General features: G+C 71.2%; 25 protein-coding genes. 16 read left to right on the forward strand and 9 right to left on the reverse strand.

All coding sequences use genetic code 11. From position 1 onward, the window contains the following. Positions 1-22: 22 nt before the first annotated feature. Together ACFV8T_RS32255 and ACFV8T_RS32260 are read left to right on the forward strand one after the other, a co-directional pair. Entirely contained in the window at positions 23-1345 is a 1323-nt protein-coding gene (locus ACFV8T_RS32255; RefSeq protein WP_385334495.1) for a sensor histidine kinase, read from the forward strand. Continuing rightward, a complete protein-coding gene (locus ACFV8T_RS32260; RefSeq protein WP_385334497.1) occupies positions 1342-2025 on the forward strand; it encodes a response regulator in 684 nt (227 codons plus the stop codon). Before ACFV8T_RS32255 ends, ACFV8T_RS32260 begins: the two co-directional genes overlap by 4 nt. Before the next feature lie 52 nt (positions 2026-2077). Here ACFV8T_RS32260 and ACFV8T_RS32265 read toward each other — a convergent pair whose 3' ends face one another. Beyond that, the gene (locus ACFV8T_RS32265) at positions 2078-2401 is read right to left on the reverse strand and encodes a hypothetical protein (protein WP_385334499.1); all 324 of its coding nucleotides are present in this window, start codon (positions 2399-2401) and stop codon (positions 2078-2080) included. Positions 2402-2644: 243 nt separating this feature from the next. Between ACFV8T_RS32265 and ACFV8T_RS32270 the strand changes: the two genes are divergently transcribed. Next, positions 2645-3691: an alpha/beta hydrolase gene (locus tag ACFV8T_RS32270; RefSeq protein WP_385334501.1), complete on the forward strand. Its 1047-nt coding sequence runs from the start codon at positions 2645-2647 to the stop codon at positions 3689-3691. Between the two features lie 75 nt (positions 3692-3766). On the opposite strand, the gene ACFV8T_RS32275 is transcribed toward ACFV8T_RS32270, so the two are convergent. After that, complete coding sequence (locus tag ACFV8T_RS32275; RefSeq protein ID WP_385334503.1) at positions 3767-4783, reverse strand: aldo/keto reductase; 1017 nt, start codon at positions 4781-4783, stop codon at positions 3767-3769. Beyond that, positions 4783-5244 (reverse strand): MerR family transcriptional regulator, encoded by a 462-nt coding sequence (locus tag ACFV8T_RS32280; RefSeq protein ID WP_385334505.1) that lies wholly within the window; start codon positions 5242-5244, stop codon positions 4783-4785. The genes ACFV8T_RS32275 and ACFV8T_RS32280 overlap by 1 nt, the downstream gene beginning before the upstream one ends. 70 nt (positions 5245-5314) lie before the next feature. Here ACFV8T_RS32280 and ACFV8T_RS32285 point away from each other — a divergent pair, with 70 nt between their 5' ends. Further along, positions 5315-6136 carry a serine hydrolase domain-containing protein gene (locus ACFV8T_RS32285; protein WP_385334506.1) on the forward strand — a complete coding sequence of 274 codons (822 nt, stop codon included), beginning with the start codon at positions 5315-5317 and terminating at the stop codon, positions 6134-6136. A gap of 6 nt (positions 6137-6142) precedes the next feature. On the opposite strand, the gene ACFV8T_RS32290 is transcribed toward ACFV8T_RS32285, so the two are convergent. Beyond that, positions 6143-6577 (reverse strand): ATP-binding protein, encoded by a 435-nt coding sequence (locus ACFV8T_RS32290; protein WP_385334508.1) that lies wholly within the window; start codon positions 6575-6577, stop codon positions 6143-6145. A gap of 85 nt (positions 6578-6662) precedes the next feature. Here ACFV8T_RS32290 and ACFV8T_RS32295 point away from each other — a divergent pair, with 85 nt between their 5' ends. From ACFV8T_RS32295 to ACFV8T_RS32305, 3 genes are all read left to right on the forward strand, one after another. Further along, positions 6663-7511, forward strand: coding sequence for a helix-turn-helix transcriptional regulator (locus tag ACFV8T_RS32295; RefSeq protein WP_385334510.1), 849 nt, complete (start codon positions 6663-6665; stop codon positions 7509-7511). Continuing rightward, complete coding sequence (locus ACFV8T_RS32300; RefSeq protein WP_385334512.1) at positions 7471-7737, forward strand: DUF397 domain-containing protein; 267 nt, start codon at positions 7471-7473, stop codon at positions 7735-7737. Before ACFV8T_RS32295 ends, ACFV8T_RS32300 begins: the two co-directional genes overlap by 41 nt. 388 nt (positions 7738-8125) lie before the next feature. Continuing rightward, on the forward strand, positions 8126-8752 hold the full coding sequence (locus tag ACFV8T_RS32305) for a GNAT family N-acetyltransferase (RefSeq protein WP_385334514.1): 627 nt from the start codon (positions 8126-8128) through the stop codon (positions 8750-8752). A gap of 16 nt (positions 8753-8768) precedes the next feature. On the opposite strand, the gene ACFV8T_RS32310 is transcribed toward ACFV8T_RS32305, so the two are convergent. Next, a complete protein-coding gene (locus ACFV8T_RS32310; protein WP_385334516.1) occupies positions 8769-9425 on the reverse strand; it encodes a pirin family protein in 657 nt (218 codons plus the stop codon). Between the two features lie 116 nt (positions 9426-9541). Here ACFV8T_RS32310 and ACFV8T_RS32315 point away from each other — a divergent pair, with 116 nt between their 5' ends. The 5 genes from ACFV8T_RS32315 (at position 9542) to fabF (ending at position 14413) form a co-directional block, all read left to right on the forward strand. Continuing rightward, positions 9542-10741: a CdaR family transcriptional regulator gene (locus ACFV8T_RS32315; RefSeq protein ID WP_266419586.1), complete on the forward strand. Its 1200-nt coding sequence runs from the start codon at positions 9542-9544 to the stop codon at positions 10739-10741. A gap of 89 nt (positions 10742-10830) precedes the next feature. Then, positions 10831-11745 (forward strand): ACP S-malonyltransferase, encoded by a 915-nt coding sequence (locus ACFV8T_RS32320; RefSeq protein ID WP_385334564.1) that lies wholly within the window; start codon positions 10831-10833, stop codon positions 11743-11745. Between the two features lie 13 nt (positions 11746-11758). Next, positions 11759-12760 carry a ketoacyl-ACP synthase III gene (locus ACFV8T_RS32325; protein ID WP_385334518.1) on the forward strand — a complete coding sequence of 334 codons (1002 nt, stop codon included), beginning with the start codon at positions 11759-11761 and terminating at the stop codon, positions 12758-12760. A 64-nt stretch (positions 12761-12824) separates the two neighbouring features. Further along, on the forward strand, positions 12825-13073 hold the full coding sequence (locus ACFV8T_RS32330; protein WP_014045780.1) for an acyl carrier protein: 249 nt from the start codon (positions 12825-12827) through the stop codon (positions 13071-13073). A gap of 77 nt (positions 13074-13150) precedes the next feature. Then, positions 13151-14413: a beta-ketoacyl-ACP synthase II gene (fabF, locus tag ACFV8T_RS32335; RefSeq protein ID WP_385334520.1), complete on the forward strand. Its 1263-nt coding sequence runs from the start codon at positions 13151-13153 to the stop codon at positions 14411-14413. A gap of 178 nt (positions 14414-14591) precedes the next feature. On the opposite strand, the gene ACFV8T_RS32340 is transcribed toward fabF, so the two are convergent. Then, positions 14592-15086 carry a DUF3145 domain-containing protein gene (locus ACFV8T_RS32340; protein WP_356477923.1) on the reverse strand — a complete coding sequence of 165 codons (495 nt, stop codon included), beginning with the start codon at positions 15084-15086 and terminating at the stop codon, positions 14592-14594. 351 nt (positions 15087-15437) lie between these two features. Here ACFV8T_RS32340 and ACFV8T_RS32345 point away from each other — a divergent pair, with 351 nt between their 5' ends. Further along, positions 15438-16346 carry an SGNH/GDSL hydrolase family protein gene (locus ACFV8T_RS32345; RefSeq protein ID WP_385334522.1) on the forward strand — a complete coding sequence of 303 codons (909 nt, stop codon included), beginning with the start codon at positions 15438-15440 and terminating at the stop codon, positions 16344-16346. Between the two features lie 11 nt (positions 16347-16357). Continuing rightward, positions 16358-17356, forward strand: a complete 999-nt coding sequence (locus ACFV8T_RS32350; protein WP_385334524.1) for an aldose epimerase family protein — start codon at positions 16358-16360, stop codon at positions 17354-17356. A 49-nt stretch (positions 17357-17405) separates the two neighbouring features. Here the strand turns inward: ACFV8T_RS32350 and ACFV8T_RS32355 are convergent, their stop codons facing one another. Further along, the gene (locus ACFV8T_RS32355; protein WP_385334526.1) at positions 17406-19877 is read right to left on the reverse strand and encodes a glycoside hydrolase family 3 protein; all 2472 of its coding nucleotides are present in this window, start codon (positions 19875-19877) and stop codon (positions 17406-17408) included. Between the two features lie 150 nt (positions 19878-20027). Between ACFV8T_RS32355 and ACFV8T_RS32360 the strand changes: the two genes are divergently transcribed. Continuing rightward, the gene (locus ACFV8T_RS32360; RefSeq protein WP_385334528.1) at positions 20028-20624 is read left to right on the forward strand and encodes a TetR/AcrR family transcriptional regulator; all 597 of its coding nucleotides are present in this window, start codon (positions 20028-20030) and stop codon (positions 20622-20624) included. Between the two features lie 119 nt (positions 20625-20743). After that, positions 20744-22702, forward strand: a complete 1959-nt coding sequence (locus tag ACFV8T_RS32365; RefSeq protein ID WP_385334530.1) for a flavin monoamine oxidase family protein — start codon at positions 20744-20746, stop codon at positions 22700-22702. A 21-nt stretch (positions 22703-22723) separates the two neighbouring features. On the opposite strand, the gene ACFV8T_RS32370 is transcribed toward ACFV8T_RS32365, so the two are convergent. Both ACFV8T_RS32370 and ACFV8T_RS32375 read right to left on the reverse strand, forming a co-directional pair. After that, positions 22724-23332 (reverse strand): LysE family translocator, encoded by a 609-nt coding sequence (locus ACFV8T_RS32370; RefSeq protein ID WP_385334532.1) that lies wholly within the window; start codon positions 23330-23332, stop codon positions 22724-22726. Between the two features lie 15 nt (positions 23333-23347). Next, the gene (locus ACFV8T_RS32375) at positions 23348-24136 is read right to left on the reverse strand and encodes an EI24 domain-containing protein (protein ID WP_385334534.1); all 789 of its coding nucleotides are present in this window, start codon (positions 24134-24136) and stop codon (positions 23348-23350) included. Between the last annotated feature and the right edge of the window lie 67 nt (positions 24137-24203).

Consider the following 24203-nt stretch of genomic DNA (forward strand, 5'->3'; position numbering starts at 1 on the left):
CGCTGCCTACCCTGATGCGGCCATGACCACATCCCCGCCCCGCCCGCAGCCCGCCGCCGACGGCCTGGTGAGCGCCGCCCGCCGCAATCTGCGCGAGATCGTCCACGGGCTCTCCCATCCGTCCCATCCCCCGGTCCCTCCCCTGGCGGACGCGCGCAAACGGTGGCGGAGGCTGCTGCCGTACGTGGTGGTCTTCGCCCTCGCGGCGATCTTCCTCCCGATCACGATCAATGTGCTGACCAATGAGTACGGCGTGGTCGACGGGCTCGCGGGCCTCCTGGCCGTCACCCAGACGGTGCCGCTCCTGATGCTGGCGCACCGCCCGCTGCAGGCGTGGTGGATCATCTTTCCCGCCGACATCCTGGGGGCGCTGGTACTGCTCGTGTACCCGGACCCGCCGCAGGGCATCTGGCCGTGGCCGCCGCCCACGCTGATCTGCTACCTCTTCCTGATGCTGGCGGTGGCCCTGCGCGAGACCCGGCGGACCGTGGTCTCCGTGTGGGCGCTGACGGCCGCGGCGAGCCTGGTCCTGCACCTGACCACCACGGACCGCAGCAACGGCACCTCGGCACTGCTCCCGGCGCTCGGCGCCGTGCTCATGGTGATCGGTGCGGTGATACGGGAACGGGGCGACGCACAGCGCCGACTCGCCGAGCAGGAGACCATCAGCGAGGCCGAGCGGGCGCAGCGCACGCTGCTGGAGGAGCGCACCAGGATCGCCCGTGAGCTGCACGACGTGGTCGCGCACCACATGTCCGTGATCACGGTCCAGGCCGACTCCGCGCCCTACCGGATCAGCGGGCTGTCCGAGCAGGCGCGCGAGGAGTTCGGGGTGATCGCGGCGAGCGCGCGGGAGTCGCTGACGGAGATGCGGCGGCTGCTCGCGGTGCTGCGCAGCGACGGCACGGAGGGCGAGCGGGCACCGCAGCCGGGGCTCGACCGGGTGCAGCAGCTGGTGGAGGCGACGGTACGGGCGGGGCTGCCGGCCGAGCTGTCGCTCTCCGCTCAACTGCCGGACGTACCGCAGGCGGTGGATGTGTCGGCGTACCGGATCGTGCAGGAGGCACTGGCGAACGTGATCCGGCACGCGCCCGGTGCGCGGACCCGGATATCGATCACGTCCGACGGCGCGCATCTGACCGTCCTGGTGGTCAACGACCGGGCGGAACAGCCCGATTCGCCGCTGGAGACGACCGGGACGGGGCACGGCCTGGTCGGTATGCGCGAACGCGTACGGTTGACGGGCGGCACGCTGGACACCGGACCGCTGCCCGACGGCGGCTTCCGGGTGGCCGCGCGACTGCCCCTGACCCCTGTTACGCCCAAGGCCTCGGAGGACTCTTGACCATCCGCGTGATCATCGTCGACGACCAGGCCATGGTGCGGGCGGGGTTCGCGGCGCTGCTCTCGGCGCAGAGCGACATCGATGTGGTCGGCGAGGCACCGGACGGACGCCAGAGCATCGATGTCAGCAGGCGCGTCCACCCGGACGTGGTCCTGATGGATGTCCGGATGCCCGAGATGGACGGCCTGGCGGCGGCCCGCGAGCTGCTGAACCCGCCGGTGGGGGTGGTGCACCGGCCGAAGGTCCTGATGCTCACCACGTTCGACGTGGACGACTACGTGTACGAGGCGCTGCGCGCCGGGGCGTCCGGCTTCCTGCTGAAGGACGCGCCGCCCGCGGATCTGATCTCGGCGGTGCGGGTGGTCGCGGCGGGCGAGGCGCTGCTCGCGCCGTCCGTGACACGCCGTCTGATCGCGGACTTCGCCCGGCAGGGCCCGACCGGGGCCACCCGGAGCGGCCAGTCACTGCGGCTGAACGGGCTGACTCCGCGCGAGACGGAGGTGCTGGAGCTGATCGCGCGGGGCCTGTCCAACCAGGAGATCGCGAGGAAGCTGGTGCTGGCCGAGCAGACGGTGAAGACGCACATCGGCCGGGTGCTGGCCAAGCTGGACCTGCGGGACCGGGCGCAGGCGGTGATCTTCGCGTACGAGGCGGGAGTGGTGGTGCCCGGCGAGGGGTGATGTCGTTTCCTTTATCCGCCTTCCATCCCCCGGCACCCGTTCCCCACAGCATCTACTTATCGAAGACAAACAAAATGTGGTTGTCATCCAGGTACTTGATATCGATCTCGCAGCCTTTCTGCACCTTCGACGAGTAGAAGGCGGAAATGGTGTCACTGCCTTCCACCTGCTTGACCACACCGTCCTCGCGCCAGGAAAGCCGGTATTTTATATTGGCGGATCCGCCGTCATTCGAACTGATGTAACGGACGTCCTCCACCAGGGCCCGGATATCCCGCCCCTTCGACCGAATCTCCTGGTCGCGGTGAAAAAGATGGACGATATAGGCAATACCGCCCACTATGAGAACGGCGGAAATAATGACAACAAATATCACGGATGCACCCCTCGCATAAGCATTGCCATACCGTAGACCGACGCCCCCGGGGGGGGAGGCGAACCGGCAGGCTTTCGAATCCTCCGGTACCCGTCTGCCCGGACCCCCTACGCCCTACCCCGGTATGACCTGGCACTTGGCCCCCTGGTGTGACGTCCCCGGGCCCGCCCTCTCCCTACCTTCCTCTCCGTCGCGCCGCATGGCGTGCGGGAGCCGGATCAGCCGGAGAGGGAGGACGACGGGATGCGCCGTTACGCGAGGACCCTGGTCGCCGTCGCACTGGCCACCACCGTGGTGACGGGGACGGCCGGGTGGGCGTCCGAGAATGCCCAGCAGGCCCTCACCGGGCCGCCCCCGGGCATCGCGGCCTGGCGCGCGGATCACGCGCTGGGGCGGGAGCTGCCCGATCCCGGGCGGAGCACACCGGCCGAAGTGGGCCAGTTCTTCCGGGGGTTGACCGAGGCGCAGCAACAGGCCCTGGTCGTACGCCATCCGCTCGTCGTCGGCAATCTGGACGGTGCCCCGGTCGAGTTGCGCTACCGGGCCAACGCCCTTTCCCTGCGGGCCGGTCACGATCCCCGGTACGCCCGCCTCGGAGAGGGCCGCGGGCGACAGATCCTCGCGTTCGACCCGCGCGGACGCGGTCAGGTCGCCGAGGTCTTCGGGGACCTGCGCACCGCGCGTCATGTCGCGGTCGTGGTGCCGGGCTCGGACATCGACGCCGGAACCTTCGACCGTACGAAGGATGTGTACGGCACTCCGGCCGGCATGGCGAAGGCCCTGTACGCCCGCACCGGGCCCGGCAGTGCCGTCATCGCCTGGGCCGGGTACACCACCCCCGTGGGCCTCGGCATCGATGCCGCGACGGGCTCGCTCGCCGAGGCGGGGGCGGACCGGCTGGCCCGGTTCACGGACGGCCTCGCGGCCGACGGCGTGCCCGCGCCCGCCGTGTTCTGCCACAGCTACGGCTCCGTCGTGTGCGGGCTCGCCGCGTCCCGGCTGCGCGCCACGGATCTGGTCGTCCTCGGCTCGCCCGGGATGCGCGCGGACGACGTCGGCGATCTGCGCACCGGCGCCCGGGTCTGGGCCGCGAAGGACGCCACGGACTGGATCGGCAAGGTGCCGAACGTCGAGGTGGCGGGGCTCGGCCACGGCCCCGACCCGGCCGCCCCGGAGTTCGGCGCACGCCGCGTCCCGGCCGACGACGCCCACGGGCACACCGGCTACTTCGCCCCGGGCACGGACTCGCTCCGCGCCTTCGCCGCGATCACCGAGGGGAAGGCGCGGTGAGCCACGACCAGGAGGCGCGGTGAGTCCGGGACGGAGGCGCGGTGAGCCCGGGGCGGCTGCCCCGCCCCGGGCCGGCTACTCGCGCGCGGCGGACGTCGAGCTCATGTCCGGGTACCGGTCCCCGGCCACCAGTCCCGCGATCGGCTCCAGCTGTGCCAGCTCCCCGTCGGTCAGCGTGAGCCGGGTGGCGGCCACGTTCTCCAGCAGCCGGCTGCTCTTGCGGGTGCCCGGGATCGGCACCACGGTCAGCCCGTGCACCTGGGCCCGCTGCTGCACCCAGGCGAGCGCCACCTGAGCGGCCGACGCACCGTGCGCCGCCGCGATCTTGTGGACGGGATCCAGCAGGGCGGCGTTCCTCTTCGCGTTGTCGCCGGTGAAGCGGGGCTGGAACTGCCGGAAGTCGCCCTCCGACAGCTCCTTGGAAGCGTCCGTGAACGCCCCGGTCAGGAACCCCCGGCCGAGCGGCGAGTACGGCACGAAGGTCACCCCGAGCTCGACGGCGGCCGGTACGGCGCTGCGCTCGACGTCCCGGCTGAAGAGCGACCACTCGGACTGGAGGGCCGCGATCGGGTGCACCGCGTACGCCTCGCGCAGCTCCGCGCCGGTCACCTCGCTCAGCCCGAGCTGCTTGACCTTGCCCTGCTGGACCAGCTCGGCCATCGCGCCGACGGACTCGGCCAGCGGGACGCCCGGGTCGCGGCGGTGCATGTAGTAGAGGTCGATGACCTCGGTGTTCAGCCGTCGCAGGCTGTCCTCGACAGCCTGACGGATGTACGCGGGGTCGTTGCGCACTCCCCGGTAGCGCGGGTCGTCGCCCTTGCGCTCTATGGCGAACTTCGTGGCGAGCGTGATCTCGTCCCGGTGCGCCCCGACGAACGGGGCGAGGAAGGTCTCGTTGGCGCCGAGGCCGTACACGTCCGCGGTGTCGAAGAGGGTGACGCCCGCCGCCAGCGCCGTCTCCAGCGTCTCGCGGGCGGAAGGTTCATCGGTGTCGCCGTAGAACTCGCTCATGCCCATGCAGCCGAGTCCCTGCACGCCGACCTGCGGGCCGCCGTTGCCGAGCTCGACGGTGGTGATCTTGTCGTCAGACATCAGGCACTGGGCCTTTCCGGCGCCCGTCGGGCGCTCGCATAGAAGTCGATCTTGTGGTCGAGCACGGCCAGGGTGTCCTGGAGCTCCGCGATCCGCGTCCTCACGTCGCGGCGGGTCGCCTCCAGCAGCTCCTGCCGTTCCTCGAAGGTGTGCTCGCCCTCGCGCAGCAGCTCCGCGTACCGGACCATGTCGGCGACCGGCATCCCGGTCAGCCGCAGCTTGCCGACGAAGGCCAGCCAGTCCAGATCGCGGTTGGTGAAACGGCGCTGGCCGGTGTGGGACCGGTCGACATGCGGCATCAGCCCGATCCGCTCGTACCAGCGCAGGGTGTGCGCGGTGAGCCCGGTGAAGGCCGCGACCTCACTGATGGTGTACCGGTCCTGACCCTCGGGACGCGGATGCGCCTGCGGGGCCGAGGCGCAGACGTCCACCTTCGTCGAAGTGCTCTCCATCACCGTCATGCCCTCCACGCTAGAACCTTGGAGTGCACTCGAAGCAAGCGCAACCGGGGACGGGTTTAGGCTCGTACGCATGCACAGCCTGGCAATGATCGACAACTGGCCCGTCCCCACCGCGGCGGCTGCCGTCGTACGAGCGGACGGCACCGTTCTCGGTACGCACGGCCCGACCGCGCACCGTTTCCCGCTCGCCTCCGTCACCAAGCCGATTGCGGCCTACGCGGCGCTGGTGGCGTACGAGGAGGGCGCGGTCGAGCTCGACGAGCCGGCCGGGCCGGAGGGGTCCACCGTCCGGCACCTGCTCGCGCACACCAGCGGGCTCGCCTTCGACGAGCACCGCGCGACGGCCGCGCCCGGCACCCGCCGGCTCTACTCCAACGCGGGCTTCGAGGTGCTCGGCGACCACATCGCCAAGGCCACCGACATCCCGTTCCCCGAGTACGTGCGCCAGGCGGTGCTGGAACCGCTCGGGATGACGGCGACCGCGGTGGACGGCTCGCCCGCCAAGGACGGCGTCTCGACCGTCGACGACCTCGTACGGTTCGCGGCGGAGGTGCAGGTGCCCCAGCTGCTCGACCCGCACACGGTGCTGGCCGCGCAGACCGTCGTACACCCGGGCCTGAAGGGCGTACTGCCGGGCTACGGCCACCAGAACCCCAACGACTGGGGGCTCGGCTTCGAGATCCGCGACTCCAAGTCGCCGCACTGGACGGGCACTTCCTCGTCACCCGCGACCTTCGGGCACTTCGGGCAGTCGGGCACGTTCCTGTGGATCGACCCGGTCGCGGGCGCGGCGTGCATCGCCCTCACCGACCGCGCCTTCGGCCCGTGGGCGGCAGAGGTGTGGCCGCCGTTCACGGACGCGGTGCTCGCGGAGCTCCGCTCCGGTCACTGAGAGAGATCATCCGTCGGCCGCCTTCGCGGCCAGGCACTCGAACCACACCGTCTTGCCGCGCCCGTCCCGGCGCGGCTCGACGCCCCATCTGTCGGTGAGCGCGGCGACCAGCAGCAACCCCCGCCCGCCCTCGTCGAGTTCGTCCCCCACGACCATCCTCGGCACGTCCGGACAGTCGTCCGCGACCTCGACGCGCACACCCCCGGCCGGGAGCAGGAAGATGAACGTCTGACAGCGACGGCCGGGCACGTGCCGCACCACGTTCGCGATCAGCTCGGTCAGCGCCAACTCCGCCGCGTCGGCCAGGTCGAGGAGTTCCCAGCCGGTGAGGTAGAGGTGCAGGATGCGGCGCAGATGCCGTGCGGAGTGCTCACCCACCGCGAAGTCGGCGTGATAGGTCGGTTCCACGCTGTCCGGTGGCGGAGCAGTTACGTGATTCATGTCACCAGCGTGCAGCGGTTTGGTTACGCTCGGCTACGTACGGAAACGAACGCCGCGAGGCGTTGAACGCCGGAGGTGCCCCGCCGTGGCCAACATCCATACGCTCGACCCGAGCGCATCCCCACTGGATTACTACGGCTGGGAGTTGCGCCGCCAGAGAGAGGCCCACGGCCTCAAACAAGGTCAGCTCGGCGACATCATCTTCTGCACCGGTTCCCTCATCGGTCAGATCGAGACCGCGAAGAAGGTGCCCACCCGCGACTTCTCCGAGCGCGTGGACGCGGCACTCGGTACGGACGGCGTGTTCTCCCGCCTTGTCGGTCTGGTCCTGCGCAGCCAGCTGCCGACCTGGTTCCAGCCGTACGCGGACATGGAGTCCCGCGCGACGTACATCTCCACGTACCAGGCGCAGTTGGTCTACGGGCTGTTACAAACAGAGGAGTACGCGCGTGCGGTGCTAGCCACCGGCCTGCCTGAAGATCTCGAAGGACTGGTGGCTGCTCGTATGGAGCGCCAACGCATCTTGGAACGGAAACAGCCGCCGCTCACCGTAGCGATTCTCGACGAGGCCGCACTGTACCGGCCGATTGGCGGCCCCGAGGTCATGCGGAACCAACTTGCCCGCCTGTTGGACCGCACCAATCGCCGCTGGACGGAAATCCAGGTGCTGCCCTTCGCGGCTGGTGAACACGCCAGCCTGGATGGGTCCTTCACCCTCATGCGCTTCGACAAGGACCCGGACATCATCTACACGGAGGACCTCATCTCCGGGCATATGACCGCCTGCCCCGACACCATTCGGGAAGCCGCGCTCCGATACGCTCGCTTGCAGGCCGCTGCCCTCTCCGTCGAGGCGTCGGCGGCGTTGATCGCCCGCGTGATGGAGGAGCGTTATGGGAACCAGCCGCGACTTGAAGAACGCGCAGTGGCGTAAGTCCAGTTACAGCGGAAACACCGGCGGCGACTGTGTCGAGTGCACCGTCACCGGCGGTGCCGCATGGCGCAAGTCCAGTTTCAGCGGAAGCACCGGCGGCGAGTGCCTCGAAGTAATCGACGGCCTCCCCTGCTCCGTACCCGTCCGCGACAGCAAGAACCCCGACGGGCCGGTCCTGATGATCGGGGCCGCCGCCTGGCGGTCCTTCGTGGACGGGCTCGTCTGACACCGCCGCGACACATCCGTACGGCCCAGGGGGTCGGGGACGACTGGCCGTCGTCCCCGGCCCCCTTCGTCAGACGAGCGGTTCGATCATTGTGTGTGCGGGGAACTCCCTCGCGTCCGGGCTCCTCTCCGGCGTACGCGCGCGAGCGGAATCGCGGGTGCCGCCGCCGAGGGCGCGGTCGGAGTCGCGTGCGCGCATCAGAAGCCTTCCGGAGGGGTGCACGGGGTTCATCCCCTCCATGACTACGTGGAACACGCGGTGCGGGCCAGGTACACGAGGGCAGAATCGGCCGGCTCGCCGGACCGACACCCATGGCCGACGTGACCGCTCGACGCATCCTGTGCGGGACGGGGTCCGGCAGCCCGGGAACCCGCTACCCTCCTCGGCCATGGCCGACATAGTCCGCGCTACCGCCGCCGACGTCCCCGCGCTCGCCTCCGTGCTCGCCGGCGCCTATGCCGAGGACCCCGTCTGGACGTGGCTGATGCCTCGCGACCGGGACCGGCGGCTGCGGCTGCTGTTCACCGCGCACCTGGCCCAGCAGATCCCGGCCGGCCGGGTGTGGACCGACCCGGAGCGCACGGTCGCGGCGGTGTGGGCGGAGCCCGGGAAGTGGAAGCTGCCGGTGACGTACCTGCTGCGCAACGCGGGCCCGCTCCTGCGGGCGGGACGGGCTCAACTCCCGCGTACCGCCGGGAGGTTGTTCACCATGGAGCATCGCCATCCGGCCGGTCCCGAGCACTGGTACGTCGAGTACATCGGCACCCGCGCGGACGCGCGCGGCACGGGGCGCGGGGCGCGGGTGCTCGGCGGGCTGCTGGAGCGGGCGGACGCGGACGGGCGGCCGGTCTTCCTGGAGTCCAGCAACCGCCGCAATCTCACCTTCTATCAGCGGCACGGCTTCGCCGTGCACGAGGAGATGACGTTCCGCGCCGGGCCGCCGATGTGGTCGATGTGGCGCCGGGACGACGGCCGCCAGGGTCTGTCCGACCCTGATCCGCCGGACAGCCCTTAGGCCGACAGGGCCCAGGTCAGGCCGACAGTTCCCAGATCAGCACCTCGGCCGTTCCGGCCGCCACCAGCTCCAGCCCCTCCTCGCCGGTGATCCGCACCGAGTCGCCCGGCTCCAGTTCCTCGTCGCCGATCCGTACGCCCCCGGCCACCACATGGACGTACACCCGCGCCGCGTTGGGCACCGCCGCGCGCTCCCCCGCGCCCAGCCTGCGCACATGCAGCATCGCACCGGCCGCCGGGAGGGCGTACGGGGTGGAGTCGGCGACGCCGGGGACGATCGTGTACGAGGGTTCGCCGCCCGGTTCGAGCGGGGCCAGCCACATCTGAACGAACGTCAGCGGATCGTCGCCGTCGTTGCGTTCGACATGGCGCACGCCGGAGGCGGCACTGAGGTGCTGGAGGTCACCGGGCCGTACGACCGTGGCGTGACCGGTGGAGTCGCGGTGGGTCAGCTCGCCCTCGACGACCCAGGTGACGATCTCCGTATGGCTGTGGGGGTGTTCGTCGAAACCCGCGCCGGGCGCCAGCCGCTCCGCGTTGCAGGCCAGGATCGCGCCGAAGCGCAGATTGTCCGGGTCGTAGAAGCTGCCGAAGGAGAAGGCGTGCCGGGACAGGATGCCGGCGTCCTGGTCCCCGCCCAGGAAACGGTCTTCGGCGCGGTGTACGGAAATCACCTGCCCACGGTAGCCGGGCGCGGCGCCCCCGCGACCCGCGCGCCGCTACCCGCCGGTACGACCCGCGGTCGCCCCGGCCCACCGTGCCCGTGGTCCGATAAGGCAATCTTGTCTCCGTGCCCCGACCCGATCCTGAGCATCCCGATGCGAACGCCGCCCACCTGCATGCCGCGACCCTGAAACGCCTGGAACAGTCCTCCGGCCGGCTCGCCGCGAACGCGATTGCCCGCATGGACGAGTCGCTGCCGTGGTACCGGGCGATGCCACCGGAGAACCGGTCCTGGATCGGCCTGGTGGCCCAGGCCGGTATCGCGGCGTTCACCGAGTGGTTCCGGCATCCGGAGACCCCGCAGGCCATCTCCACCGATGTGTTCGGCACGGCTCCGCGCGAGCTGACCCGGGCGATCACCCTGCGGCAGACCGTCGAGATGGTGCGGACGACGATCGAGGTCATGGAGGCCGCGATCGAGGAGGTCGCCGCGCCCGGCGACGAGTCGGTGCTGCGCGAGGCGCTGCTCGTCTACGCCCGGGAGATCGCCTTCGCGACCGCCCAGGTGTACGCGCAGGCCGCCGAGGCGCGCGGCGCCTGGGACGCCCGGCTGGAATCGCTCGTGGTGAACGCGGTGCTGTCCGGCGAGGCCGACGAGGGCGCCGTGTCACGCGCCGCGGCGCTCGGCTGGAACTCCCCCGAGCACGTCTGCGTGGTGCTCGGCACCGCCCCGGACGGCGACAGCGAGCTGACCGTGGAGGCGATCAGGCGGGCCGCCCGGCACGCGAAGCTCCAGGTGCTGACCGGAGTGCTCGGCAACCGCCTGGTCGTCATCGCGGGCGGCAGCGACAACCCGCTGCATGTCGCGAAGGCGCTGATCGGCCCGTACGCGGCGGGGCCCGTCGTCGCCGGGCCCGTGGTGCCCGACCTGCTGGCGGCCACCCGGTCCGCGCAGGCCGCCGCCGCCGGACTCAAGGCGTGCGGTGCCTGGCAGGACGCCCCGCGGCCGGTGCTCGCCGACGATCTGCTGCCGGAGCGCGCGATGGCGGGCGACCCCGCCGCACGGGACCAATTGGTGGAGGAGATCTACAGACCGCTGGAAGAAGCGGGCTCCGCGCTCCTGGAAACGCTGAGCGTGTATCTGGAGCAGGCGAGCAGCCTGGAAGGCGCGGCCAGGATGCTCTTCGTCCACCCGAACACCGTGCGCTACCGGCTCCGACGTGTGACAGACGTCACCGGATGGTCACCGTCCGACGTTCGCTCGGCGTTCACGCTGCGGATCGCCCTGATCCTGGGGCGCTTGGCCGCGAGAGATCCTCAGTCCTAGACTTTTGTCGGACATCAACAATTCCCCATACGGTTCTTCGTCCCTGTCCCCACGGGTGTTCCGGACCGTTCACAAGAGAGAGTGTGAGTGTGCTCGTACTCGTCGCTCCCGGCCAAGGCGCTCAGACGCCCGGCTTCCTGACTCCCTGGCTCGACCTCCCCGGTGCCGCCGACCGCATCGCGGCCTGGTCCGACGCCATCGGGCTCGACCTCGCCCACTACGGCACCAAGGCCGACGCGGACGAGATCCGTGACACCTCGGTGGCGCAGCCGCTGCTGGTGGCCGCAGGTCTGCTGTCCGCCGCCGCGCTCGACGCGTCGCCGAACGTCGTCGCAGGTCACAGCGTTGGCGAGATCACTGCCGCAGCCCTCGCCGGAGTCATCGGCGACGAGGCCGCGCTGCGTCTCGTACGGACCCGTGGGCTCGCCATGGCCGAGGCCGCGGCGGTCACCGAGACCGGCATGGCGGCGCTGCTGGGCGGCGACCCGGACGTGTCGGTCGCGCACCTGGAGAAGCTCGGACTGACCCCGGCGAACGTCAACGGGGCCGGCCAGATCGTCGCCGCGGGCACCGCCGCGCAGATCGCCGCGCTGGTCGAGGACAAGCCCGAGGGCGTGCGCCGCGTGGTGCCCCTCAAGGTCGCCGGCGCCTTCCACACGAGCCACATGGCCCCCGCCGTCGACCGGCTGCGCGAGGCCGCCGCGGAGCTGACGCCCGCCGATCCGACCGTGACATATGTCTCGAACGCCGACGGGAAGGCCGTCGCCACCGGCGACGAGGTCATCTCCCGGCTGGTCGGCCAGGTGGCCAACCCGGTCCGCTGGGACCTCTGCATGGAGACCTTCAAGGAGTTGGGCGTCACGGCTCTCATCGAGGCCTGCCCCGGTGGCACCCTCACGGGTCTCGCCAAGCGCGCGCTGCCCGGTGTCCGGACACTCGCGCTCAAGACCCCCGACGACCTCGACGCGGCCCGCGCGCTCATCTCCGAGCACGCAGACGCCTAAGGAGCCCGAGAGAATGTCGAAGATCAAGCCCAGCCAGGGCGCCCCGTACGCACGGATCATGGGTGTCGGTGGCTACCGCCCGACCCGTGTCGTGCCCAACGAGGTGATCCTCGAAACGATCGACTCGTCCGACGAGTGGATCCGTACGCGCTCCGGCATCGCCACCCGCCACTGGGCCTCCGAGGGGGAGACCGTGGCCGCGATGTCCGTCGAGGCGTCCGGCAAGGCCATCGCGGACTCCGGGATCAGGCCCGATCAGATCGGCGCCGTGATCGTCTCCACCGTCTCGCACTTCAAGCAGACCCCGGCCATCGCGACCGAGATCGCCCACCTGGTCGGCGCGGGCAAGCCCGCCGCCTTCGACATCTCGGCCGGCTGCGCGGGCTTCGGCTACGGGCTGACCCTCGCCAAGGGCATGGTCGTCGAGGGTTCGGCTGAGTACGTGCTCGTCATCGGCGTGGAGCGGCTCAGCGACCTCACCGACAAGGAGGACCGCGCGACGGCCTTCCTCTTCGGCGACGGCGCCGGTGCGGTCGTCGTCGGCCCCTCCACGGTGCCGGCCATAGGCCCCACCATCTGGGGCTCCGAGGGCGACAAGTCCGAGACCATCAAGCAGACCGTGGCGTGGGACGAGTTCCACGCCGAGCGCCCGGAGAAGTTCCCGGCCATCACGCAGGAGGGCCAGGCGGTGTTCCGCTGGGCCGTCTTCGAGATGGCGAAGGTCGCCCAGCAGGCGCTGGACGCGGCCGGGATCGCCCCGGAAGACCTGGACGTCTTCATTCCGCACCAGGCCAACATGCGGATCATCGACTCGATGGTGAAGACCCTGAAGCTGCCGGAGAACGTCACCGTCGCGCGCGACGTGGAGACCACCGGCAACACCTCCGCCGCCTCGATTCCGCTCGCTATGGAGCGGCTTCTGGCGACCGGTCAGGCGAAGAGCGGCGACACCGCGCTCGTCATCGGCTTCGGGGCGGGTCTCGTCTACGCCGCGACGGTCGTTACCCTCCCCTAGGCACACCAGGCCTTTTAGGCCCGGACGTCCGAACCCTGCAGATAAACACCGAAGGAGCGCCAACATGGCCGCCACTCAGGAAGAGATCGTCACCGGTCTCGCCGAGATCGTCAACGAGATCGCCGGGATCCCGGTCGAGGACGTCCAGCTGGACAAGTCCTTCACCGACGACCTGGACGTCGACTCGCTGTCCATGGTCGAGGTCGTCGTCGCCGCCGAGGAGCGCTTCGACGTGAAGATCCCCGACGAGGACGTCAAGAACCTCAAGACCGTCGGCGACGCTGCCGACTACATCCTCAAGCACCAGGGCTGATCAGGCCTGCTCCTGTGTCGCCACCCGGCGGTGGCGCCGCTGATTCACGACCCTCTACACGTGGAGAAGATTTTCCAGTGAACTCGACCAATCGCACCGTGGTCGTCACCGGTATCGGCGCAACCACTCCGCTGGGTGGCGACACGGCGTCGACCTGGGAAGGTCTGATGGCCGGTCGTTCCGGCATCAAGCCTCTCGAGGGCGAACGTTTCGCCGAACTGCCCGTCCGGATCGCCGCCCTCGCGGCCGTCGACCCGGGCGACGTCCTGCCCCGCCCGCTCGCCCGCAAGCTGGACCGCTCGGCGCAGTTCGCGCTGATCGCGGCCCGTGAGGCCTGGGCGGACGCCGGTTTCACCGGCAAGGCCGGTGAGGACGAGAAGATCCAGCCCGAGCGGCTGGGCTCGGTCATCGCCTCCGGTATCGGTGGCGTGATCACCCTGCTCGACCAGTACGACGTGCTCAAGGAGAAGGGCGTACGCCGCGTCTCCCCGCACACCGTGCCCATGCTCATGCCCAACGGCCCGGCGGCCAACGTCGGCCTGGAGGTCAACGCCCAGGCCGGTGTCCACACCCCGGTCTCCGCCTGCGCCTCGGGCGCCGAGGCGATCGGGTACGCCGTCGAGATGATCCGCACCGGCCGCGCCGATGTGGTCCTCGCCGGTGGCACCGAGGCGGCGATCCACCCGCTGCCGATCGCCGCGTTCGCCAACATGATGGCGATGTCCAAGAACAACGAGGAGCCCGAGAAGGCCTCCCGTCCGTACGACACCGGCCGGGACGGCTTCGTCCTCGGCGAGGGCGCCGGGGTCGTCGTCCTGGAGTCCGCGGAGCACGCCGCCTCGCGTGGCGCCAAGATCTACTGCGAGGTGCTGGGCCAGGGCCTGTCCGCGGACGCCCACCACATCGCGCAGCCGGAGCCGACCGGGCGCGGCATCGCCGCCGCGATGCAGAACCTGCTGGACCAGACGGACCTCAAGGCGTCCGAGGTCGTGCACCTCAACGCGCACGCCACGTCGACGCCGCAGGGCGACGTCGCGGAGCTGAAGGCTCTGCGCAAGGTCCTCGGTGACGACCTCGACCATGTCGCGATCTCCGCGACGAAGTCGATGACCGGTCATCTCCTCGGTGGCGCGGGCGGCATCGAGACCGTCGCGACGGTCCTGGCGCTGTACCACCGGATGGCTCCGCCGACGATCAACGTGGAGCACCTCGACGAGGCCGTGGAGGCGGACATCGTGCGCGACAAGCCTCGGCCGCTGCCGGAGGGTTCGATCGCCGCGATCAACAACTCGTTCGGATTCGGCGGGCACAACGTGGTGCTGGCGTTCCGTAGCGTCTGACCCGCGGTCCGCGGTTCCGGTACGACGATGCCGCCTTCCCCTGCGTGGGGAGGCGGCATCGTCCGTCACATGGGGCGTTCCGGCCGCTTCCCGAGCCGGGGCTCCGCCCCGGCAAGATCAGGCCCCTCCAGCGATTGAGAAGCGGGGGTACGGGGGCAGCGCCCCCGATTCGCGAAGGTCACACCACCTGGTGCAGCCAGCGCACCGGCGCGCCCTCGCCCGCGTGGCGGAAGGACTCCAGCTCGTCGTCCCACGGCTTGCCGAGCAGTTTGGCGATCTCGGCCTCCAGGTCGGTCTCGCCCCGCACCGACCGGGCCAGCGCCGCCCGCAGCCGGTCCTCGGGCACCAGGATGTCGCCGTGCATGCCGGTGACGGCGTGGAAGATGCCGAGGCCGGGCGTGGAGCTGTAGCGCTCGCCCTCCGACGTGGGGCTCGGCTCCGCCGTCACCTCGAAGCGCAGCAGGTCCCAGCCCCGCAGCGCGGAGGCCAGCTTGGACGCCGTGCCGGGGCGGGCCTGCCAGGAGAACTCGGACCGCCAGGTGCCGGGCGCGGCAGGCTGTCTGATCCAGTCCAGTTGGACCCGCACACCGAGGACACCGCCCACCGCCCACTCGACATGGGGGCAGAGCGCGCGCGGTGCGGAGTGAACGTACAGAACTCCACGTGTCGTCACCGGGACCTCCAGTGTGGGACGAAGTTCGCCTTCCCCAGCGGCCTCGCGCCCGTACCGTCTCTTCTCGGCCGGATCCCGAGGTTGTCATCAGTAAACAGCATCGGGGTGAAACTCCTGAAAAGGGGAAGTATGTGACGTGATGTGATTTCCCGAAAGCCACCCGAGTGGAGCCGGGCGGGTGGAAAGCGCCGCTGGTTCGACGAGGAAAAGCTACCGCGCGGCGGGGGCCCAGGTGTGACGTACGGTCGGTCCCGGGCCCATCATTCGCTCAGCTTTCACCCGCCAGGGCGGCCGGGCCTTCCGACCGGTGCCACCAGGGGTTGCCGGGGGCATAACCGAGGGGACCAAGGGATGCAGGATCGTTCCGCCCGCCACCGTTCGCGTACCGCGGCCGCTGTCCTGGCGGCGGTCTCACTGCTCGGCACGGCCGCTCTGACCGGGTGCGACTCCGGCCAGGAGGGGACGACGAAGGGGGCGGCGGCGCAGCCGTCCGCCCGGCCCGGCCCGGTCTGGGACCGCGAGCCGGATTCGGTGGCCGCCGTCGGCGACTCCATCACCCGCGGTTTCGACGCCTGTTCGGTGCTGGCGGACTGCCCGGAAGTGTCCTGGGCGACCGGCACGGACAGCGGGGTGCGCAGCCTCGCCGTGCGGCTGCTCGGTGAGTCGGGGGCCGCCTCGCACAGCTGGAACCACGCCGAGACGGGGGCCAGGGTCGCGCAGCTGCCGGAGCAGATGGCGCTGGCCGCGAAGGAGAAACCCGATCTGGTGACGGTGATGATCGGCGCCAATGACGCCTGCCGGGACTCCGCGCGGTACATGACGCCGGTGGCTGATTTCCGCGCATCGTTCGAGGCGTCGATGCGTCAGCTGCGGGCCGGGGCGCCCAAGGCGCAGGTGTATGTGTCGAGCGTGCCGGATCTCAAGCGGCTCTGGTCGACGGGGCGCGGCAACGCGCTGGGCAAGCAGATCTGGAAGCTGGGGATCTGCCGGTCGATGCTGGGCGACGCGGACGACATGGGCGCGCAGGCGGCGGCCCGGCGCGCGTCGGTGCAGGACCGGGTCGTGGCGTACAACAAGGTGCTCCGGGAGGTCTGTGCGAAGGACCTGCGCTGCCGTTACGACGGCGGGGCGGTCTTCGACTACCCGTTCACCGGCAGGCAGCTCAGCCAGTGGGACTGGTTCCATCCGGGGCGCGACGGGCAGGCGAGGCTGGCGGAGATCGCGTACCGCAATGTCACCGCCGCCCGGCCTCCGGCGTAGGGTCCGTGATCATGGTCACTGGTTCGGGAACGGCGATACGTACGGAAGACTTCGGCACCCTCGCGGACGGCACCCCCGTGCACCGCTGGACGCTGGAACGGGACGGTACGCGCGTGCGCGTACTGACGTACGGCGGCATCGTGCAGTCGGTCGAGGTGCCGGACCGGGACGGGGTGCGGGCGGGTGTCGCGCTCGGGCTGCCGGACCTCGCCGGGTACGAAACGTTCTCCGGCCCGTACTTCGGCGCGCTGGTCGGGCGGTACGCGAACCGGATCGGCGGTGCCCGGTTCGAGCTGGACGGGCGTACGCACCGGTTGACGCGGAACGAGGGGCGCAACCAGGTGCACGGCGGGGCCCGGGGCTTCGACAAGCGCGTGTGGCGGGCGCGGGAGGTGGCGGACGGTGTCGAGCTCTCGCTGGTCTCCGAGGACGGCGAGGAGGGCTTCCCGGGCCGTCTCGCGGTGTCGGCGGCCTACACCCTGGACGAGGGCGGGGCGCTGCGGATCGCGTACCGGGCGACGACCGACGCGCCGACGGTGCTGAACCTGACGAATCACACGTACTGGAACCTCGCGGGCGACGACAGCGCCAGCGCGCTCGGGCAGGTGCTGCGGATCGCGGCCGGGCGGATCACTCCGGCGGACGCCGAGTCGCTGCCCACGGGCGAGTTCCTGCCGGTGGACGGGACCCGGTTCGACTTCCGTGAGCCGGGGCCGGTCGGCGCGGGCTACGACCACAACTTCGTGCTGGACGGGGCGGGAACGGGCCCGGCGGCCGAGCTGTACGACGCGGCCTCGGGGCGCGTGCTGACCGTGACCACGACGGAGCCGGGGCTCCAGCTGTACACGGCGGACCACTTCGACGGGCGGCCGTTCGGCCCGTGCGCCGGGATCGCCCTGGAGACCCAGCACTTCCCCGACTCCCCGAACCGGCCCGCGTTCCCGAGCACGGTGCTGCGGCCGGGCGAGGAGTTCGTCTCGGCGACGGTGTACGGATTCACGGTGCGCTGACGGCGCGGCAGGGGGACGGGTAGGCTCCCGTCCCCCTGCCGTCCGGCCGCTACTCCTTGATGTCCACGGTGGCCGTCAGGCGTACGTCGCCGAGCGAGCGGGCCGCCTGCACCTCGTACCTGCCGGGGACCAGGACCCAGTCGTACGCCTCCTCGTCCCAGATCTCGTACCCGCGCCGCTCCAGCGCGATCACCGTCTCGGCGCTCTCGCCGGGCGCCGCCTCGACGCGGGCGAAACCGGCCAGCCAGCGGACCGGGCGTTCGGCGGTGTCGTCGCGGGGCGCGAGGTAGATCTGGACGGTCTCGGCGCCCGGCCGGGTGCCGGTGTTGCGGACGCGGACGGTGGCGGAGTCCGGGCCGGCCGTCAGGCTCTCGTACTCCCAGGTGGTGTAGCCGAGTCCGTGGCCGAAGGGGTACGCGGGCGCGGTGCCGGCCTTCTCCCAGGCCCGGTAGCCGACGAAGACGCCCTCGTCGTAGTGGAGTTCGCCGTCGGTGGGGGCGGTGTTCGAGACCGGGACGTCGGCGAGCGCGGCCGGCCAGGTGGTGGGGAGGCGCCCGCCCGGCTCCCCGGCGCCGAGCAGGACGTCCGCGAGGGCGTGGCCGGCCTCCTGGCCGGGGAACCAGCCGAGCAGCACGGCCGCGACCTCGTCGCGCCACGGGAGCTCCACCGGGGAACCGGAGTTGACGATCACGACGGTGTCCGGGTTGGCGGCGGCGACGGCCCGGACGAGGTCGTCCTGGTGGCCGGGGAGCCTGAGGTCGGTGCGGTCGAAGCCCTCGGACTCGACGCGCTCGGTGGTGCCGACGACGACGATCGCGGTGTCCGCGGCGCGGGCCGCCTCGACGGCCTCGGCGATCAGCTCCTGCGGGTCGCGGCGCGGGCCGAGGTGGCAGAAGGCGAACGAGACGCCGGGGATCGGCGCGTCGTCGCCCAGGGTCTCGGGGACCTGCCGCAGCGAGACCTGGACGGGCTCGCCCGCGGTGAGCGTGATCCGGCCGCGCTCCAGCGGGTTGCCGAAGAAGGCCTCGCCGGGGTCGTCGGAGCCGGTGACGCGGTGGATCCCGTCGTACAGGGTCTCGCCCGCGACGGTGAGGGTGAGCGCCCCGGTGCCGCGGGTGCCGAAGACGTGCTCGCCGCTGTCGCGCGGGACGAAGGTACCGGTGATCTCGACGCTGTGCAGCGTCGCGCGGGTGACTCCCTCGGGGAAGTCGTCGCCGATCCACTGGAGGGTGCCGCCCCGCAGCGGTGCGGAGCCGATGACGGTGCCGGTCTCGTCGTAGCAGACGGCCCTGAGCTCGAAGCCCTTCTCGGCAGGGGTGAGTTCGGTGTTGGGGTCGGCGCCGACGCGGAAGTCGACGACGCCCTCGGGGAGGGCGGCGAGGAGGCCGTCGAGCGGGCTGACGACGTGGGGCGGGAAGACCTGGGCGGAGCCGCCGCCCAGGACCCGGGCGTCCCGGGCGAGCGCCCCGCTGACCGCGACCCTGCGGACGGCCGCCGGGTCGATGGGGAGGGCGGCGCGTTCGTTGCGTACGAGCACGAAGGAGCGGCGGGCGATCTCGCGGGCCAGGGCGTCGCCGTCGACGGCATCGGGGCGGCCCGCCTCGTCGACGACGGGGGGTGCGCCGTCCAGGACGCCGACGCGGGCGGCCAGCCGCAGCACGTTGCGTACGGCGCCGTCGACGACGGACTCCTCGACCTCACCGGCCCGCACGGCGTCGGCGAGCGCCTTGCCGTAGACGGTCTTGGGGCCGGGCATCGCGACGTCGAGCCCGCCGTTGACGGCGGCGACGGTGGAGCGGGCGGCCAGCCAGTCGGAGACGATGTAGCCGTCGAAGCCCCATTCGCCGCGCAGCACCGCGTTCTGCAGGTAGTGGTGCTCGGTCATGGTGGCGCCGTTGACCTGGTTGTAGGCGGCCATGATGCCCCACGGGTGGGCGTTCTTGACGATCCGTTCGAACGGGGCGAGGTAGATCTCGCGCAGGGTGCGCGGGGCGACGATGTTGTCGACGGTGAAGCGGTCGGTCTCGGCGTCGTTGGCGACGAAGTGCTTGACGGTCGTGCCGACCCCGCCGTCCTGGACGCCGAGCACATAGCCGGTGCCGATCTCGCCGGTGAGGTACGGGTCCTCGCTGTACGTCTCGAAGTGGCGCCCGCCGAGCGGGGACCGGTGGAGGTTCACGGTCGGGGCGAGAAGGACGTGCACCCCCTTGCGGTGGGCCTCCTGGGCCAGCAGCCGGCCGACCCGGCGGGCCAGGGCCGGGTCCCAGGTCGCGGCCAGCGCGGTGGGCGAGGGCAGGGCGACGGACGGGTCGTCGGCGCTCCAGGCGACGCCCCGGACCCCGATCGGCCCGTCGGACATCACCAGTGAGCGCAGCCCGACGGCGGGGAGCGCGGGCAGCGACCACATGTCCTGGCCGGCCAGCAGCCGCGCCTTGTCGTCGAGCCCGAGTGCGGCGAGCGCCGCGTCGACCGCGGCCTCGCGGGCCGCATCGGGGTTGGTGGGTGTGGACGCGCCTGCCACGGCCGTACCTCCTCGTCGGAACCTGGACTGAATGCCTCCATACTGACTCCGCCACAGGTAGATCAGTAGGTTTCGTTACCACTCCGTGACATTCGGATGGCGTACGGTCCCCAGTGCAGGACCGATGGAGCGCCGAAAGGGGCCGGGGCGATGGTGCGGGCCAGGAGTACGGAGCGGCGGGCGGAGATCGTCCGGGCCACGCTCGAAGTGATCGCCGAGCGCGGCTACCGCGGCGCCTCGCTGAGCGCGGTCGCCGAGCGGGTCGGTCTCAGCCAGCAGGGGCTCCTGCACTACTTCCCGACCAAGGAGGCGCTGCTCGTCGCCGTGCTGGCGGAGCGCGACCAGTGGGACACCGGCGGCGGCACCCGGAGCGACGGCGTCTGGCGGATCGAGCTGCTGGCCTCGCTGGTGGAGTACAACGCGATGCGGCCCGGCATCGTCCAGACGTTCTCGGCCCTGCTCGGCGAGAGCGTGACGGAGGGACATCCGGCGCGGGAGTTCTTCACGCACCGCTACACCCAGGTCCGGTCGAGCATGGCGGCGATACTGCGCGCGGAGTACGGCGAACGGCTGCCGGGCGGGCTGACTCCGGAACGCGCGGCGCCGCTGCTCGTGGCGGTGCTGGACGGGCTCCAGTACCAGTGGCTGCTGGACCCGGATTCGGTGGACATGCCCGCGGCGTTCGGGGATTTCCTGGCGCTGTTGCAGCCGCCGGGACCGGGGGCTGCAAAGAACCCGCAATCATGACATGGCCTGCGGCGACGCAAGGCAGAACCTGATCGATGAGCGCCACCTGCGGGTGATTCCGGGCCGGTCTACGCGCGTCCGGGCGCAAGGCACCCTTCGGGGCGCCCCAGGGTTGCCGCATGACTACCGAGCCCGCCGGAACCTCCCCCGGCCTGCCCTCCCGCCGCACCCTGATCACGGGCGCCACCGCCGGTGCCGCCGCCCTTGCCGTCTCGGCCGCGACCGGCACCGCGAGCGCCGCCGCGCCCGGTGCCACCGGCTCCCCCGCCGCAGCCGGCACCGCGTTGGCTCCCGCGGCCACCGGCTCGGACTGGAACACCTGCCTGAACGTCGCCCGCGCCATCCTCGTACGCGACGAACAGGATCAGCCGCTGGTCCCCCACTACCGCGACATCCTGCTGTCCAAGGGCCTGCCGCGCAGCCGCAAGAGCCCCAAGAAGGTGCTGATCGTCGGCGCCGGCCCGGCCGGGCTCACCGCCGCCCATCTGCTCCGCAGCGCCGGGCACACCGTCACCGTCATCGAGGCCAACGGCAACCGCGTCGGCGGCCGGATCAAGACCTTCCGCAAGGGCGGCCACGAGAAGGCGAAGGCGCCGTTCGCGGACCCGAAGCAGAACGCCGAGGCCGGCGCGATGCGCATCCCCGACAGCCATCCGCTGGTCACCGGCCTCATGGATGGCTTCGGCCTGAAGCGCCGCCGCTTCTACCTGGTGGACGTCGACGCCGAGGGCCGGCCCGCCAACCGCACCTGGATCCATGTCAACGGCATCCGGATGCGCAAGGCCGACTACGCGCAGAAGCCCCAGGCGATCAACCGCTCGTTCGGGGTCCCCGCCGAGTTCGAGAACAAGACCGCCGCGTCGATCGTGCGGGACGCCTTCAAGCCCGTGCGGCAGGAGTTCGAGGGCAAGGAGGGCCGGGAGCTCGTCGAGGGCTGGGCACGGGTCATCCAGCGGTACGGGCACTGGTCGATGTTCCGCTTCCTGACCGAGGCGGCCAAGCTCGACGAGCGCACCATCGACCTCATCGGCACGGTCGAGAACCTCACGTCCCGGCTCCATCTCGCCTTTGTGCACAGCTTCATCGGGGCCTCCCTGATCAGCCCGGACACCGCGTTCTTCGAGCTGCCGGGCGGCACGGGCACCCTTGCCGACGCGATGTACGAGCGGGTCAAGGACGTGGTGCGGCTGGACCGCCGGGCCACCAGGATCAGTCACGGCACCGACCACGTCGAGGTCGAGACGATCTCCGAGGGCCGCGACGGCAAGCCGCTGGTGCGCCAGACCTTCCGCGGCGACCGGGCGATCATCACCGTGCCGTTCTCCGGGCTGCGCCACATCCCCGTCGCGCCCGCGCTCTCGTACGGCAAGCGGCGCGCGATCACCGAGATCCACTACGACGCGGCGACCAAGGTGCTGCTCGAATTCAGCCGCCGCTGGTGGGAGTTCGAGGAGAAGGACTGGAAGACCGAGCTGGAGCGGATCAAGCCCGGTCTGTACGACGCCTACCGGCTGGGCAGGGCACCGGCCGACGGTTCACTGCTGGGCGCCCACCCCTCCGTACCGTCCGGCCACCTCCCGCCCAACCAGCGCGTGCACTACGCGGCGTACCGGGCCACCGCGCGCAACCAGCCCGAGGCGGCGCATGTCATCGGCGGCGGATCGGTCACCGACAACGCCAACCGCTTCATGTTCCAGCCCTCCCACCCGATCGAGGGCAGCGCGGGCGGCGTCGTCCTCGCCTCGTACAGCTGGGCCGACGACGCGCTGAAGTGGGACTCGCTGGAGGACGACCAGCGCTACCCGCACGCCCTGGGCGGGGTGCAGGACGTGTACGGGCAGCGCGTCGAGGTCTTCTACACGGGCGCCGGTGCCACCCAGTCGTGGATGCGCGACCCGTACGCGTACGGCGAGGCGTCGGTGCTGCTGCCGGGCCAGCACACCGAACTCTTCGCCCATGTGCGCTCGGTCGAGGGGCCGCTGCACTTCGCCGGCGACCACACCTCGATCAAGCCGGCCTGGATCGAGGGGGCGTTGGAGTCGGCGGTCAGGTCGGCGCTGGAGGTGCACAGCAGCTGACCGGGGTCCGGCGGGCGTCGCTCAGTGGGACAGGCCCAGGGTGACGCCCAGCCCGACGAGCACCGAACCGATGCCCCGGTTGAGGGCCTTCTGCCACTTCAGCATCGAGGTGCGCAGGCGCGAGTTCGAGAAGAACAGCGCGACCAGGCCGAACCAGCCGAAATGGGCGGCGGACATGAACAGCCCGTAGCCGGCCTGCTGCCACACACCGGTCTCCGGCCCGACGACCTGGGTGAAGGTCGACACGACGAAGAGCGTGGTCTTGGGGTTCAGCGCGTTGGTGAGGAAACCGGTGCGCAGGGCCCCGAGCCGGGTCAGCTGCGGCTTGGACTCCAGATCGACGTCGACATCGCCGCGGGCGAAGAAGGTCCGGACCCCGATGTAGACGAGGTAGGCCGCGCCGACCAGCTTGATCGCGGTGAACAGGGCGGTCGACGAGGCGATCAGCAGCCCGACGCCGAGCATCGTGTACGTGACGTGGACGAGCACGCCCGCGGCCACTCCGGCGGCGGCCATGAGCCCCGTCGTACGGCCGTAGAGGTAGCTGTTGCGGACGACCATCGCGAAGTCCGCACCCGGGCTGATGACGGCGAGGACGGTGATGACGGCGACGGCGACGAGCTCGGTCATGGGCGGCTGGTCTCCTCAGTCCTTGTCGAGCGTGTACGGGGCGGGCGCCGGGTCCTCGTCCTCGTCCTCGGGCGCCACCAGGTCGCGCGCCAGCAGGGTGGCTCCGGCGACGGCGCCCGGCATCAGGAACACGGCGACGAACGGGACCAGGAAGGCGAGCCCCAGCGGCACGCCGAAGCCGAGGGTCAGCAGGCGCCGGCCGCGCAGCAGGGCGAGCCGGTCCTTCAGGACCATGCCGCGGCGCTGGAGCGCGACGGCGGTGAGCTCCTCGGCGAGGAAGTAGCCGGTGACGCAGAAGCCGAGCACGGGGACGACGGTCTGGCCGAGCACCGGGATGAACCCGAGGGCGAAGAGCAGCACCGCGTAGAGCCCCACCCGCACCAGGATGCGGATGCTGTCGCGGGCGGAGATCCACAGCTCCCGCCAGAGCGGCAGCCCGGACTCGGGGACCTCGCCGCCCTCCGTGCGGTCGACCTGCTCGGAGAGCGACTCGTAGAAGGGCTGGCCGACCAGCAGCGTCACGGCGGTGAACGTGATCACGGCGAGGAAGAGTCCGAGGCCGAAGACCAGCACGGTCAGGGTGGTGCGGAGCAGGCCGAGCCAGGGCGAGGACCAGTCGTCGGCGAACGGGGTCGCCCGGTCCACCAGGTCGTCGGCGCCGTAGCCGAGACCGACGAGCGCCGCCGCGTACAGGACGAGGGTGATGAGTCCGGGCAGCAGCCCGATGCCGAACCACCGTCCGTGCCGGCCGACCCAGCGCTGTCCCTTTATCAAGTAGCCGAAGCCCGCCCCTAGATCACGCATGGCGTCAGCGTACTGGTGGGGAAGAGCGCCGCCGGACGGGTGGTTCTCGCGGACACGGCCGAGGGCC

Source organism: Streptomyces sp. NPDC059832, assembly GCF_042731715.1.
Lineage (GTDB): Bacteria > Actinomycetota > Actinomycetes > Streptomycetales > Streptomycetaceae > Streptomyces.